This window comes from Candidatus Phyllobacterium onerii, from assembly GCF_028331445.1.
GTDB lineage: Bacteria > Pseudomonadota > Alphaproteobacteria > Rhizobiales > Rhizobiaceae > Phyllobacterium > Phyllobacterium onerii.
Genome location: NZ_JAQMHX010000010.1, coordinates 30,966 through 45,098 on the forward strand (window position 1 = coordinate 30,966; position 14,133 = coordinate 45,098).

Below are 14,133 nucleotides of genomic sequence, written 5' to 3' on the forward strand. Positions count from 1 at the left end.
ACGCCCAGGGCAATTTTCTCGAAGACGGAATCGTGAATCTGTTGGCATCCGCTACCGCATGCCAACAGATTCACGCGCATTTCCCGCCGCTGCCTGACCATTAGGGTTTCGGCGTCGCGCGAACTCCGAGCCTGTAGTACCGAGACAATGTTCGGACGAACTTAAGATTGGGCGACATCACCCAAACGTCGCTGGTGACTCCTCCGACGTCCGGAAACGAGGGTGGCCTGAGATCACGCCGTAAAGACAGGGCAGGGGTCTTGTTCCGACGGTCCATTGATCAATAAGGGGTGCCGACACCAACGCTTTCCTGGTGATCGACTTAAAAATCGAATTCCATCCAGACCAGTGCCTCAAGCTCGGCAGCAGGCATTGGCAGGAATGTACGAGACTTCAAAACGGTTCGACTGACAGGGTAAACATATAGCCGATCCCCCGCTCGGTCTGGATGACTTGGGGTGCGCTTTCGTCGATCTCCAGTTTGCGGCGCAGGCGCAGCACTTGCACGTCGATGCTGCGGTCGAAAATGTCCTCGTGGATCCGGGTCGCCTGCAACAGTTGTTCACGCGAAAGCGAGCGGCGCGGCGCTTCGAGGAAGGCGATCAGCAGACCATACTCCCCCTTGGTCAAGGAGACGATGTTGCCTGCCGGATCGGTGAGCCGCCTGCCTTGGCGCTCGAGTTGCCATCCGTTGAAGCGATAGCCGCCACTTTCCGAATTCTGCGAACGTGCCAGACGTCCGATCTCCTGACGGCGCAGGACGGCGCGCACACGCGCCAACAGCTCGCGCAGATTGAACGGTTTGGTAATATAGTCGTCCGCACCAAGTTCGAGGCCAACGACGCGGTCAATATCGTCGCGCCTGTGTCCTGTTGTGATGATGACCGGGACATCGGAATGGGTGCGGATTTCCCGCAAGATATCGAGGCCGTCCTCCTGACCAAGTTTCAAGTCCAGAATGATCAGACTTGGGTGCGTTCCGGTGAAATAACGCGCCATCTCGTAACGGCCGGACGCGGCATTGACCGGGATATTATGTTCCCCAAAGTAATCGGTCACCATCTGGCGTATCGCCGGATCATCATCGACAACGACAATATAACCAGCCTTCGTGCTCTCCCTGCCGCTAACATTGATCGCAGGGCCAGGGGAGTGGTTTCTCGATGCGGGGGTTGGACTCACAGCGTCTATCGGCTCTCGTTGTAGCGAGGTCATGATATCTCCGATTCGTTATGGCTGATGGGAGCGATGGCTATGGGTTTCTGGCTGGGAGCGACAGATCGGGCTGAGGCCGTTTTGCTTCTCGATATAACCAACGGCAATAGCTACGACCCTACCTCGGCTACGCCTTCGGGAAGGTCGCAAACGTGAAGCGATCAACGTGCTAGCGTCGGTGTATGATGAGTTGACCGAGGGTTTTTCTACACCCGATGTTCAGCATGCCAGGATGATTCTGCAAGATCTTGCCCGATCGTAGATAGCATGATGCGGCTTAACCAGCCGTGCACCCACGCGGTGGTGATCGACCTTCCCGTCAAAGGTTCGGGTGTAGCCGCGCCCGGTGTGATTTATGAGTGCGGCGTCTTTCACATGTTCATACAAACGGAATTCATGAAATACGGGGGCGTTGCGAGCACGCTTAGTCCGGCCCTATTGTCAGTACCTGATAGCGATGAGGACGGTATCTACATCCACACCCAGCGATCGTGAGTGGTAAGCGATACATTGTTTATTCCGGCATGCCGAAGTTCACACGGGTCCCGCAGCCTGACATTTATCTTGCACGAAGCATGTCCGATTCCTGGTTCGGCCCATGGAAACGGGTCGGCAAGATTTTAGACCATCCCGAACTTCTTCACCACAATTCACGTGAGGACCCAGACTACGAGTGGGGTTTAGAAGGAGCACAATTGGTAGAACTACCGGGCGGGCGCGTCCTTCTCAATGCCACTTGCTTTCTTCCCCAAGGTCCACGCGGCAGCCGTCAGCGGGTCTTTTTCGCTATTGCTGACAACATCAAAGGGCCGTACGTCTCGGTTGGACCAGTGCTCGATCCGGGGGGATTAGGAGAAAACGGTCATTCCACAGTTATAATTCATGACCGCCGACTTACGCTTTTCTACCAGGGTCGGGTCGAGGCGACGAATCATCGATGGCGTTATGGCTTGGCCAAGTACAGCATTTTATCTCGTTTTAAGGCATCTGAAAGGCTGAGGTGAAGGCACTGGGCCGTTGGTATCGCTAACGGTGGCCTGACGTCTTTTTAGGCGTGTGTGAAGGTGAACTGGCTTTCACACGTCATTTATAGTCCGCTGATTGGCTCGGCTTCTGCTGGAATGCTGGGCAGCTGGGCGTGAATATGGCTGGCGGCAGTCGCGCTCCCGTTGGCGATTTGACACAAGCCCGCAGTAACGTCGCCCGCAGCATATAATCCCGAAACGGAAGTTTGTTGGTGAGCATCGGTGATGATTTTGCCCGATCCATCCATCTCCGGACTAACCTGCCGGAGAAATTCATTCCCCGGCACCGAGCCAATCAAGCAGTACGGCGCGTCAAAAATGCGAGTTTGACCGTTTTCCAACTGGATGATTGCATGATCAGCGTGGATGCGAATTTTAAAATCCACGTCTACCAGCTCTATCGAAGCCTCCTAAAGGACGCGCATTTGGCAATCCGTTAGGCCGCTGCCCGTTATTTGTGGAGACCATGGCGGTCAGACGGGCGGTATACGTACGCAGGAACAAGGAATACTCTACTTCATGGTCCTCGCTTGAGGAGATTTGCGAGCGGTCGCGATTGTCATGCTTGAGTTTGTTGTGGTCATCTGCCTGCATCCTGTTGCCAAACACACGAACAATACCGGGCTATTTTCGTTCCACAAGTCGGTTGTCGTCGCTTCAATTCGCCATGCTGAACTTGGTTTGAAAGATGCCCAATAGCTTCTAATGACGACCTTGCAGGGAAGAGACAAAAACCGACGAGGCTTTGACCGCCTTGTCGAAAGGTACGCTAGGAGTGCTTGTCTGCCATGGCCTACTTGGGCGATCGAGCCATTTGCGATCGTGCGGCACAGCCTCGTGACAGAGTGGACGAAGGACTGTATCGGCACCGACTTTGGACGACTTCCAACCGCGGTGTTGGTTGTCGATTGAAAATAGGCTCGGCGTTGAACTACCAACACGAGTCGCGACTCGCTGCTATGCGTACCCGGCCCGGTCACCGCGCCAACTCGACGTACTTGGCTCCGATTGCTCGTCGGGCGGCGCTTCGAGGTCCCTAATCCCGTCGAAGCGTAGGGGAGCGCCTTCACGCTTGTCACAAGGCCAACGCTCGGCGACGGGAACCAACATCTCCCCCCGGCATTTCTGAGGACCCTCTCCTAGTTGGAACATCCCAATATCACACTCGAAAGGGCAGGCCGAAGATGGCGGTGCTTGAGACCTACCGGAATAAACGGAACTTCGCCAAAACAAACGAGCCGAAAGGTGGCGAGCCAAGGGAGGCAGGTAATGCGTTTGTCATTCAGAAGCATGCTGCGACACGTCTTCACTACGACCTACGGCTAGAAATGGACGGAGTTATGAAGAGCTGGGCGGTCACGCGAGGTCCCAGCCTGATACCGGGCGAAAAGCGACTGTCGGTTCATACCGAAGACCATCCCCTCGAATATAACGAATTCGAAGGGACGATTCCCAAGGGCGAATACGGCGGTGGAACGGTCATTATCTGGGACCGCGGCAGTTGGACCCCTGTTTATGACGCCCACAAAGGATACGCCAAGGGACATCTCGAATTTGAGCTCCACGGTCAGAAGCTTGGTGGTCGATGGCATCTTGTACGTATGCACGGCAAACCCCGGGAAAAGCACGAAAACTGGCTGCTCATAAAAGGCGAAGACGAAATGGCACGGCCGTCAGGAGCGCCTGATATTCTTGAGGAACAACCCCAATCTGTGGTTACCGGCCGGGTGATTGAGGAGGTTGCTGGGGAAGCGCCCGGATGGTCATCCAAGACGGGCAAAATCTACAAAAAGAAACCGACCTTACGCGCTAGAAAGCCGACAGTTGTAGTGGAGGAAACGGTTGAGCTTGTGCCAGCGAACGTCAAAGGTGCAAAGAGGGCGTCGCAACCGCATTTTATGGAGCCGACCCTCGCGACATTATCTTCAAAGCCGCCCGCAGGTGATCGCTGGATTCACGAGATAAAGTTCGATGGTTACAGGTTGCAGGCAAGCATCGAAGCCGGCCGCGTCAAGCTCTTCACCCGCAGCGGTCTCGACTGGACCAAAAAATTCGGCAAGGAGGTTGTTTCGGCATTTCAGGATTTGCCTGTCGGCACGGCGATCATCGACGGCGAGCTTGTCGTGGAGGCCGGCTCGGGCGCTTCGGATTTCTCGGCATTGCAGGCAGCACTCAGCGAAGGGCGCACCGAACGCTTCGTCTTTTATGCGTTCGATCTGCTCTATCTCGACGGCTATGATCTTCGACCATCGCCCCTCGCGGAGCGAAAGTCACTGCTTCAGAAAATAGTGGGTACTGAAGAGGGACTTTTGAAATACAGCGTCCACTTTGACGAAAACGGCGGACTGGTTTTGACGCACGCTTGCCGCCTCAGCCTCGAAGGGGTTGTTTCCAAACTCCGCGATGCCCCGTACAAATCCGGCCGAGGCAAAAGCTGGATTAAATCGAAATGTTCTTCGCGTCAGGAATTTGTCCTCGCCGGATACACACCGTCGTCCACCTCGCGCCGGGCTATCGGCTCGCTCGTTCTCGGGGTATACGACAAAGGTTCTCTGGTTCATGTTGGCCGGGTGGGAACGGGCTTTACTGTATCCCTGGCCGAGGAGCTGTTTAAAAAGGTAGATCGTTTACGAATTACGGAAAGCCCTTTCGCGGAGCGCCTCGCCTCGGAGGAAGCGCGCACAATTCGATTTGTTAAACCGCAACTGGTGGCCGAAGTCGAGTTTCGGGGGTGGACCGCCGATGGCAGCCTTCGCCATGCCGCGTTTCGCGGGTTGCGAGAGGACAAGGCTGCAAAAGATGTGATCCGTGAAACGCCAAAAACGACGATTACTGCCCGGCCTCAGGCTCGGACCGTCAAACTGACACATCCTGACCGTGTCTATTGGCCTGATGACGGAGTCACTAAGGAAGGTTTGGCTGACTACTACACCGATGTTTGGCGCTATATAGCACCTTTCATTGCCGGACGGCCCCTTTCACTGCTGCGTGGCCCTGGCGGTATCAAGGGTTCGCAACTTTTTTTTCAAAAGCATGCATGGAAAGGCCTGAACTCCAATATTGTTCTGGTGAATGATCCGAAGGATAAGAATGGCGAGCCGCTGATCAGTATCAACGATCTGGATGGGCTCATTGCTCTCGTTCAATCGGCTGTTCTCGAAATTCATCCATGGGGATCGGCGCTCCCAAATTGGGAGCAGCCCGATATGATCATCATGGATCTTGACCCGGGCCCGGGCGTCGGATGGCAGGATGTCATCGACGCAGCCATCGAGACGCGAGACAGACTGAAAGATGCGGGACTGAACTCCTATGTCAAAACCTCGGGCGGCAAGGGGTTGCATGTCGTCGCGCCTTTGGTCCCGAAGGCGGAATGGCCCGAGGTAAAGGCGTTTACCAAAGCCTTGGCCGATGCAATGACTTCGGATAGTCCAGACAGATATGTTGCGACGGTAGCAAAAGCAAAACGTCACGGCAAAATTCTCATGGACTACTTGCGCAACCAGAGAGGGGCGACTGCCGTTGCGCCATATTCCACCCGCGCTCGTCCTGGCGCGGCCGTCTCCATGCCCTTGGCGTGGGACGAGCTCGGTCCATCAATTGGCCCTGACTACTTCACTGTGGACAACGCGCCAACTCGCATAGCTGCATTAAGGGTCGATCCCTGGGAAGATTTCCGCGCCACAGCAGAACCGTTAAGAGCGACCAACACCCTCCACAGGAAGACCTAGTGTTGATTAGAACCTTTGCGCACCGAGAGGACACTTTTTCTTGAAACCAACCCCGCAGTATGATCGGTGGCCAGGTCTCGTCGGCGGTGATAAGCGAGCGGGGCCGGGCCCTTCAACGAGGCGGTAGCCATGCGCCCGGATACAAATTTTTCTCCCGACACAATGTGCCGCCTACATTCTGAACCTCGCAGCACGCGCTCACGGGAAAGGTGGGGAACGTCCGAGCCTTGGAATAGTTATTCACCGACAAAGGGCGGTGGGGTCGACGAATACAAACATTGCCCAGGATCACCAGAAAGGGTGAAGCGTTGCGAAAACAGCTCAACGAGTTTCCCGTGTTGGGAGGCATTCTGCTCGGTCTCGGCCTTGGAGGATTCTTTGACGGAATTGTTCTCCACCAGATACTGCAATGGCACCACATGGCAACGAGTGCGGGATATCCCGCCGACAGCGTTGAAAATCTGGAATTCAATACGATGCTCGACGGCGTTTTCCACGCCGGAACGTATGTGTTCACGGTCTCGGGACTCATCATCTTGTGGAATACTGCACGCAAGCCCCATTTTCAGTGGTCGGCAGCGACACTCTTCGCAACTATGCTGATTGGCTTCGGGTTGTTCAATTTGATAGAGGGCGTCGTTGACCATCAACTGCTCGGACTTCACCATGTCAACGAGACTGTTCGGCATGAGCTTTGGATCTTTTGGGACATGGGCTTCCTTGTTTGGGGAGCCGCAATGCTGCTGACAGGACTGGCACTTTTACGCCAACAACGATAACTCGAGAATTTGGTGTCCACAAGGATCTTAGGCCTTAGGAGAAAGCCATGAGATACGCACTGACTATAATTGCAGCCACGGTAATTGCGTGTGGCACCGCAGGAGCTCAAGAGATCACCAAGCCCGCAGAATTTGCCAAGATGGCAGCGATCTCGAATATCTTGGAGATCAAGTCCAGCGAACTCGCCTTGAAACAATCCAGCGACGAAGCCACGAAAAAATTCGCCGAGCATATGATCGCTGACCATACCAAGGCGGGCCAGGAGATGATGCCGCAGCCAAGGCGGACAAGGTCAGTGTTCCTGAAAAACTCGACAAAAAACATCAACTAAAGGCCGCCGACAAATCGAGTTTTGACAAAATGTACCGGGCCGAACAATTAAAGGTGCATGAATCGGCCGTGGCATTATTTTCCGAATATGCGAAAAACGGCGAAAAAGGAGAATTGAAGAGCTTCGCGGCCAAAACGCTTCCGACGCTGGAGGAACATCTGGCTGAGGTTCAAAAAATGAAGGTGGCACTCTAGGATCCGGAATAAGTCCGCGCGCGTCGAAGCCCGTGAGCAGTCAATATTCTTGGAAAGGTCACTTGACTGGGCGGACGCAATTCCACCTCAAGGCGAGCTTTGCTCTGTCTTCTCTTTTACACGCTCCCGCTCTTCTTCCGAAGCTTCTCTTGGCAATGTCGCTGGCGGTATCGAGCTTAACTTCAGACGATGACAGCTTGATATCTGGAGGTTTCTCCCACTGGGAGAGGTCTTTTAGCAGTGTTTACTTCAGGCATAATCTGATCTCCGTAGTGAGGTTCGGGCGGGCTTAATCTTCAGCACTGCGAGATCAAACCCGCTGCTACCCTTCGAGCAACTTGAGCCGAACATAGTACTGAGGATTAAGTTCCTTACCCCGACGACGCGGCTTCGTTTTTTGCTCCCGTTCCCGTTGAACGAATTGCTCAGTCTCGGATGTGCTCAAACCCAACGGTTTGGTGAGCATCTGGTATCGTCGGGCAATCACTCGACTTAGAAGCATCAAGATTATCCGTCGTCACGTTCGAAAAAGAGGGGAGGGCGGACGTATCAGGATGATGGGACGACGGACCTCTGTAGGAGGTGTCTATGCCGCGACTTAAGGCGATCGAGGTGAGCGAGCGGGCCTGTACCAGTGTTCAAACTATCTCGTCCCCGTCGTTGCTACTTCTTCCGTCATACGGCCAGGCACGGCCATCTGCGGCGGGTTTCGCAACACCCATGGTGTTCAAGTTGAACCTTCATGCCCGAGTGAGCCGAACATGACCTTCGCGGTACTTGCTCAGCCAGATTTTAGGCGGTTGTTGTGTGCGTGTTCACATCAATAAGTCGATTTAGCCACACGGTTTCCGGCGGATTGCGTCGCGTTGACGGTATTGGCCGTATCCGCGCCCATACCTCTGATGGTGTTTGCACAAGCCGACAGCGTTATGACGGCGAACACGGCGGCGATCGAAACAAGAGTCAGGCGTCTCATCAGCAAAGTCTCCCAGTTGCAAAGGTAACAAGTGGAGAACGCGGCTCGGCTCTTACAGTTCCGAGGATTTGCAGGGGTTGATGTGCTGCAATGGTTCGCACAATGCATACGAACAGCTTATCCGGGGTAGCGTTTGAATCGCGAGGAATGACCCTTCCAATGCACAATGCCGCTCTGAAGCTTGGATAGTTCTATCATATTGCCCGGGTCACATTGGACTACTTGTAATCGAGTGTGATCCAATGGGCGGACCGACGTTTGGAAGGCGGGCCTGTCTCAACTTCTATCTTTCGCCGTCACGGCAAAATAGCGGTACGTCGCGGTTTGCCATCGCGTATCCAAGGCTAAAATTTGAGCGGATGTCCGCTTGGAACGATTTGTTTTGCTGCGGAACAACTGGATAGACTGCTTGTTATTTCTCCAGTGGGAGCGCGCATAAGCGCTCAATCAAAAGGAGGATCTGAAATGCGTACGACAATCTTGATCACGACCGCTTGCCTGGCGCTTATGTCAGGCAGCGCACCTGCACAGACGACCACGACCCCGGCTGCACCTGCAGATACCACGGCATCGCCTGCAGACAACTCTGCTCCTGCCGTCACCAAGGAACTGTTCAAGGCACCTGCTGGTACCCAGGCGCTGACCGAAGTGCAGCCTATCAGCAGCGTTACGGAAGGCCAAGTGCTCGCCTCGGAATTTATCGGCAAATCCGTATATAGCGGCGACGGGGACGACGCGCAGTCTATAGGGGAGCTCAATGACCTGATCATCACGCCGGAGGGAATGGTTCATGCCGCTGTGATTGGCGTCGGGGGCTTTCTGGGGGTTGGCGAGAAGGACGTCGCCATTCCGGCAAGTCACCTCAAACTCTCCGTTCGCAGCGACAAGTCGAATTGGATAGTGGTGAACACGGCCAAGGAAGACCTCCAAAGCGCTCCGGCTTTTGAGGTTTCCGAGAAGTTTACGGAAGGGGTCGCTGATCCGAACAAGGCGAACGAAGCCAAGACGGATGCCGCGCCGGCCGAGACGATACCTGCAGTTCAGGACAACAAAATGGCACCGGCCACTCCGGCTCCCGCGAACTAACGGCCGGGAGCTAGCGAGATAACAGGCTCATCTCTAGCGATGAGCCTTCCCCTGCCTGTCGGTTTAGCGGGGACTTTTTCGCCTGAACACGCGTTGGTTTACGGTTCTTTGAGAAGCTGGAATGGTCCGGTACCTTGCCGTCCAGTCCCAGCCGGCAGAACAAGCGGTAGGCGAGATTGAGATGAACCTCCTCGCACAGCCGGCGCTCCGACCGGATGCCCATGCTGTAGCCGATGATCAGCATTCGCATCATCAGTTCTGGATCGATTGAGGGCCGACCCGTGCTGCTGTACTAGGGATTCAACTGCGTGCGGACGCTATCGAGGTCCAGGTGGTTGTCGATCCGGCGCAGAAGATGATCGGCCGGCACGTGCTCATCGAGGCTGAAATCATAGAAGAGCTGCGCCGGTCCGCCTGAAATCCCATCATCGCCTGATCCCCTGCCAAATCACTCAGAGGATTGAATCATGCAACCCAAGCGCCTGCAACGATGAGTTTTTCAACAGTATTGGCGCGAAGCAGACATTCAGCATTCATCCCGAGAGCCAAGTAGCTTAACAATGGCCAACGGCGCATCTCAGCAGCTACACTTTCTGGACTGGACGAGCGGAGACTTTGATCGCATAGTTTCGACTTGGGAGATAGTCCGATGTCGAGCGACGGCTACAACCAATATTGCCCGGTGGCTAAAGCGTCCGAGGTGCTGGAACCGCGTTGGACTCTTCTGCTCCTTTGCGAAATGTGGTCCGGGTCGACCCGCTTCAACGAAATTCGCCGAGGCGTTCCCGGCATGTCACCGTCTCTCATGTCAAAGCGGCTCAGGGAGATGGAGGCCAAGGGTCTCGTTGCCCGCACGGAAAATCCGTCGACGGGTGACATCAACTACACCACAACGCCAATTGCTGATGAGCTTGAACCGATTGTTCTGGAACTCGGCAAATGGGCGCACCGCAATGTCGATGCGGAGGTGACGCTGGAAAACCTCGATGCGAAACTATTGATGTGGAACATGCGTCGCAAGATCAACATCAACGCTTTGCCGGCCAGACGCAGCGTCATCGAGTTCACATATCCGGAACTGCCAAAAGACGAGCAAAATTTCTGGTTGATAGCGAAACCCGGAACGCCCGTTGACCTGTGCTCGCTCGATCCTGGTCACGATGTCGATCTGTTTGTCTCCGCCGATCTGAAAGCCATGACGTCGGCCTGGATCGGCCATTCCACTTTAAGAGCGGAGATATGTCGGGGCAAGATTTCCTTGATCGGCGACATTTCTATCGCAGCGTCCATCGACAGTTGGTTGGGGCGCAGCACGTTTGCCGATGGTTGACAAAGGGCCTTCCAGTTTGACCGCTCCATAATCTGTACCTGCGTCGCTACAGTTTCTGCACTGGCCTTATCGCTCGTTTTGGCGAAGACTCTTCCATGCCGAACAACGCAGCATCTGTCTTTGGACCGCTTCCGGTCTGGCTTCGGCACAGTATCAACAAAGAGAAATGATGCAGGAAACGCCCGTAAGGTTCCGCGCACCATCCGTCTATAAAGGAGGAGGTTTCATGAGTGACATTCAGTTCACGCAACGAGAAGGCGGGTCAATTTCCATCTCCAGTGACTTTTTGACCGTACTGCGGACCGAACTTCGAGGAGGCTTGTGTTTGCCGGGCGAAGTCGGCTACGACGATGCACGGACGATCTGGAACGCCATGATCGATAGACGACCTGCTGCTGTCATACGCTGCCATGGCGCAAGCGACGTAATGCGGGCTGTTAACCTTGCTCGCGACAACGGGCTGCTCGTGTCAGTACGCGGTGGCGGTCACAACATTTCCGGCAACGCCGTCTGTGAGGGCGGCTTGCTGATCGACCTTTCACCGATGAGGTCGGTGCGGGTCGATCCAAGGACGCGCACGGCACGGGTGGAGCCGGGCGTGACGCTCGGAGAGTTCGACAAAGAAGCGCAAACATTTGGCCTTGCCACGCCGCTCGGCATCAACTCGACCACGGGCGTGGCCGGACTTACACTCGGCGGCGGTTTCGGATGGCTCAGCCGAAAATTCGGTTTCACCGTGGACAACTTGATCTCGGCCGATGTGGTTACCGCGGCGGGAGAGCTTGTTCAAGCCAGTGCATCGGAGAACCCGGACCTGTTTTGGGCCATTCGTGGCGGCGGCGGAAACTTCGGCGTGATCACGTCCTTCGAGTTCCAATTGCATCCGGTTGGTCCCGATCTGGTATCCGGACTGATCGTTCATCCGTTTGCCAATGCCCGTGAACTTCTTGCCGGGTATCGCGAGGTGGCGGCCTCAACGCCCGACGACCTCACCATATGGGTGGTATTGCGGAAGGCACCGCCTCTGCCGTTCCTTCCTGAGGATGTGCACGGCAAGGAAATCCTGGTGTTTGCCGTCTGTTATGCAGGGGAGCCAAGTAAAGCGGAAGAGGCACTTCGCCCGCTTCGCGCACTTGGAGAGCCCATCGCCGAGGTCATCGGCCTGCAACCCTATACTGCCTGGCAGACAGCGTTCGACCCACTGCTGACGCCGGGTGCATTCAACTATTGGAAGTCCCACAATTTTATAACTCTCGGCGACGACCTGTTCGACACGCTGATCGACTATGTTGGCACACTGCCAACCGCGGAATGCGAGATCTTCATTGGCCAGCTCGGCGGTGCCAGTAGCCGCGTCGCCTCCAATGCAACCGCGTATCCGCATCGCGAGGCACAATTCGTGATGAACGTTCATACGAGGTGGCTGGAGCGAGCCGAAGAGCAGGTATCCATCGACTGGGCTAAAGGGCTTTTTGCGGCTACAGCGCCGTACGCGACGGGCGGCGTCTACGTCAATTTTATGCCCGAAGATGAGACTGACAGAGTGGCGCAAGCCTACGGTGGCAACCTTGCACGGCTGGCGACGCTCAAGGCCAAATACGACCTGGACAACCTCTTTCGGCTGAATCAGAATGTTAGGCCCAGAACGTAACGGGTTGACGCTGAGGGATGTCAAGAGTCACGAGTGCCGAGGTGTGATCCGGATTGGTGGGCCAGGGTCGTGTTTGTTGCTGGCGAGTGCACAGGGGGTGGAATGATGCGCAAGGCATGGCTCGTGGCGGCTGGGGCGTTGGCTCTTATGACTGTCGCCACGCGCTCGGAAGCATGCGTCGACACGGCGCTGGTATTAGCGGTGGATGGTTCTGGCAGCATAACCGACGACGAATATGGATTTCAGAAGTCGGCGATCGTCTCTGCCTTTCGCGACGCATCGGTGCTGTCAGCCATACGAACCTCCGGGAGTGTGGCAGTAGCCGCTGTATTCTGGGGAGACGGCGAATTATCCTCACAAAGAATCAGCTGGATTATCATGGACGGAATCAAGCCATCGGAGCAGTTCGCGCTTGAAATGAAACGCAATGAGCGAACGGCTTGGGGAAATACCGACATAGGTGGCGGCCTCTGGGTCGCACTTGATCTGCTTTCCGGGGCGGAGCCCGTCACGCGGGAAAACATCAAGGGTTTTGAATCAGCCCGAAGAGCCCGCCGGATTTCCGGCGGGCTCTTCCAAATCTATTTCCACTCAAGGATCGCCACGATGAACGCCGCTGTCTGTTGCCCCGGGCAATCGGGTACTCGAAGATCGTCCGGAACGGCCCGCAACTATCGGAGGAGCGAAAAATGAAACTATTCGATCTGCATGGTGAAGTGGCCATCGTCACAGGCGCGGGCAGTGGCATTGGGCAGGCCATAGCAATTGGGATAGCTGAGGCTGGAGCTGATGTCGCCTGTTTTGGCCATCGCTCAAACGGTGGTTTGGATCAGACGGCAGAAAAGATTCGTGCTCTGGGCCGCAAGACCTTGACGTTCGAAGGTACTGTAGTCTCAGCGAAGGACCTTTCTGGGGCGATCGAACGAATTGAGAAAGAGCTCGGCCCGTTGACCCTCGCTGTTAACAACGCAGGCATTGGCGCTGGCGGCGAAGCCGAGACACTGGAGCTGAAGGACTGGCAGCGGGTCTATGACGTTAACGTTACGGGCGTGTTCCTGTCTTGCCAGGCTCAAGCACGCGTAATGCTGCCCCGTAGGAAGGGGTCAATTATCAACGTCGCTTCCATATCCGGCTCGATCGTCAACCGCGACCTGAAGCAGGCAGATTATAATTCGTCCAAGGCCGCTGTCATTCATCTCTCCAAGAGTCTGGCGATGGAGTGGATTGGCCGTGGTGTTCGGGTTAACTCGATTAGTCCTGGATACACACTGACACCGATGAATCGTCGGCCAGAAGTTGCCGACCAAGTGGAGATATTTGCGCGGGATACGCCGATGGGTCGCTTGGCGACGCCTGAGGAAATGATCGGTCCCGCCGTATTCCTTTCGAGCCGCGCTTCGGCGTTTGTCACGGGCATCGACCTTGTCGTCGATGGTGGATTCACTTGCTGGTAGCGGTTGGTAGGAGGGGGGATTTTCTAGTCCCTCGGCCCGACACCACAGTCTACCGCAATATAGACTTGATCCGCCGCGATCTGCGCACCGTAGTCGGCGACCATTGGTCGGTTTCTCCATCACGCTGGATGCACATTGACTCATGTTTTAAATGATAAACAATAACGAATGGGTGCTCTGCCGCTCGAGACGAACGATGACGAAGTTCGTCGGATCAATGAATGAAGGGCAGGGAGATAAAGTCGCATGAATCGCCGGAGAATTGGAAATACGGGCGTTCACGTTACGGATGTCGCATTCGGTTGCTCGGCAATCGGTAATTTCTATAGGCTCGTCAGCGAGCAGGACGTCTCGCAAGTG

12 protein-coding genes and 2 pseudogenes are annotated in these 14,133 nt (G+C 55.4%); 10 read left to right on the forward strand and 4 right to left on the reverse strand.

Translation table 11 applies throughout. The features are described from left to right. Positions 1-393: 393 nt before the first annotated feature. Positions 394-1,215 (reverse strand): response regulator, encoded by an 822-nt coding sequence (locus PHA01_RS21140; protein WP_271898330.1) that lies wholly within the window; start codon positions 1,213-1,215, stop codon positions 394-396. 267 nt (positions 1,216-1,482) lie between these two features. Here PHA01_RS21140 and PHA01_RS21145 point away from each other — a divergent pair, with 267 nt between their 5' ends. Beyond that, positions 1,483-1,710, forward strand: a complete 228-nt coding sequence (locus PHA01_RS21145; protein WP_271898331.1) for a hypothetical protein — start codon at positions 1,483-1,485, stop codon at positions 1,708-1,710. A gap of 592 nt (positions 1,711-2,302) precedes the next feature. On the opposite strand, the gene PHA01_RS21150 is transcribed toward PHA01_RS21145, so the two are convergent. Further along, positions 2,303-2,626: an FAD-dependent oxidoreductase gene (locus PHA01_RS21150; RefSeq protein WP_271898332.1), complete on the reverse strand. Its 324-nt coding sequence runs from the start codon at positions 2,624-2,626 to the stop codon at positions 2,303-2,305. A 798-nt stretch (positions 2,627-3,424) separates the two neighbouring features. Here PHA01_RS21150 and ligD point away from each other — a divergent pair. The 4 genes and pseudogenes from ligD to PHA01_RS21170 form a co-directional block, all read left to right on the forward strand. Then, positions 3,425-5,971, forward strand: coding sequence for a DNA ligase D (gene ligD, locus PHA01_RS21155; RefSeq protein WP_271898333.1), 2,547 nt, complete (start codon positions 3,425-3,427; stop codon positions 5,969-5,971). A gap of 308 nt (positions 5,972-6,279) precedes the next feature. Continuing rightward, a complete protein-coding gene (locus tag PHA01_RS21160) occupies positions 6,280-6,750 on the forward strand; it encodes a DUF2243 domain-containing protein (RefSeq protein ID WP_271898334.1) in 471 nt (156 codons plus the stop codon). A 47-nt stretch (positions 6,751-6,797) separates the two neighbouring features. Continuing rightward, on the forward strand, positions 6,798-7,082 hold the full coding sequence (locus PHA01_RS21165) for a DUF4142 domain-containing protein (RefSeq protein WP_271898335.1): 285 nt from the start codon (positions 6,798-6,800) through the stop codon (positions 7,080-7,082). Further along, positions 7,082-7,276 (forward strand): annotated as a pseudogene (locus PHA01_RS21170) (DUF4142 domain-containing protein); the annotation flags it as partial. The gene PHA01_RS21165 and the pseudogene PHA01_RS21170, both read left to right, overlap by 1 nt. A gap of 820 nt (positions 7,277-8,096) precedes the next feature. On the opposite strand, the gene PHA01_RS21175 reads toward PHA01_RS21170, so the two are convergent. Further along, the gene (locus PHA01_RS21175) at positions 8,097-8,243 is read right to left on the reverse strand and encodes an entericidin domain-containing protein (RefSeq protein ID WP_271898431.1); all 147 of its coding nucleotides are present in this window, start codon (positions 8,241-8,243) and stop codon (positions 8,097-8,099) included. Between the two features lie 474 nt (positions 8,244-8,717). Between PHA01_RS21175 and PHA01_RS21180 the strand changes: the two genes are divergently transcribed. After that, positions 8,718-9,338 carry a PRC-barrel domain-containing protein gene (locus PHA01_RS21180; RefSeq protein WP_271898336.1) on the forward strand — a complete coding sequence of 207 codons (621 nt, stop codon included), beginning with the start codon at positions 8,718-8,720 and terminating at the stop codon, positions 9,336-9,338. 100 nt (positions 9,339-9,438) lie between these two features. Here the strand turns inward: PHA01_RS21180 and PHA01_RS21185 are convergent. Continuing rightward, positions 9,439-9,759, reverse strand: a pseudogene (locus PHA01_RS21185) (transposase); the annotation flags it as partial. 228 nt (positions 9,760-9,987) lie between these two features. On the opposite strand from PHA01_RS21185, the gene PHA01_RS21190 reads away from it, so the two are divergent. From PHA01_RS21190 to PHA01_RS21205, 4 genes are all read left to right on the forward strand, one after another. Beyond that, positions 9,988-10,668 carry a winged helix-turn-helix transcriptional regulator gene (locus tag PHA01_RS21190; RefSeq protein WP_271898337.1) on the forward strand — a complete coding sequence of 227 codons (681 nt, stop codon included), beginning with the start codon at positions 9,988-9,990 and terminating at the stop codon, positions 10,666-10,668. 226 nt (positions 10,669-10,894) lie between these two features. Further along, positions 10,895-12,319, forward strand: a complete 1,425-nt coding sequence (locus PHA01_RS21195; protein WP_271898338.1) for an FAD-binding oxidoreductase — start codon at positions 10,895-10,897, stop codon at positions 12,317-12,319. A gap of 102 nt (positions 12,320-12,421) precedes the next feature. Then, positions 12,422-13,012 carry a DUF1194 domain-containing protein gene (locus PHA01_RS21200; protein ID WP_271898339.1) on the forward strand — a complete coding sequence of 197 codons (591 nt, stop codon included), beginning with the start codon at positions 12,422-12,424 and terminating at the stop codon, positions 13,010-13,012. Next, the gene (locus PHA01_RS21205) at positions 13,009-13,773 is read left to right on the forward strand and encodes an SDR family oxidoreductase (RefSeq protein WP_271898340.1); all 765 of its coding nucleotides are present in this window, start codon (positions 13,009-13,011) and stop codon (positions 13,771-13,773) included. The genes PHA01_RS21200 and PHA01_RS21205 overlap by 4 nt, the downstream gene beginning before the upstream one ends. Positions 13,774-14,133 lie beyond the last annotated feature (360 nt).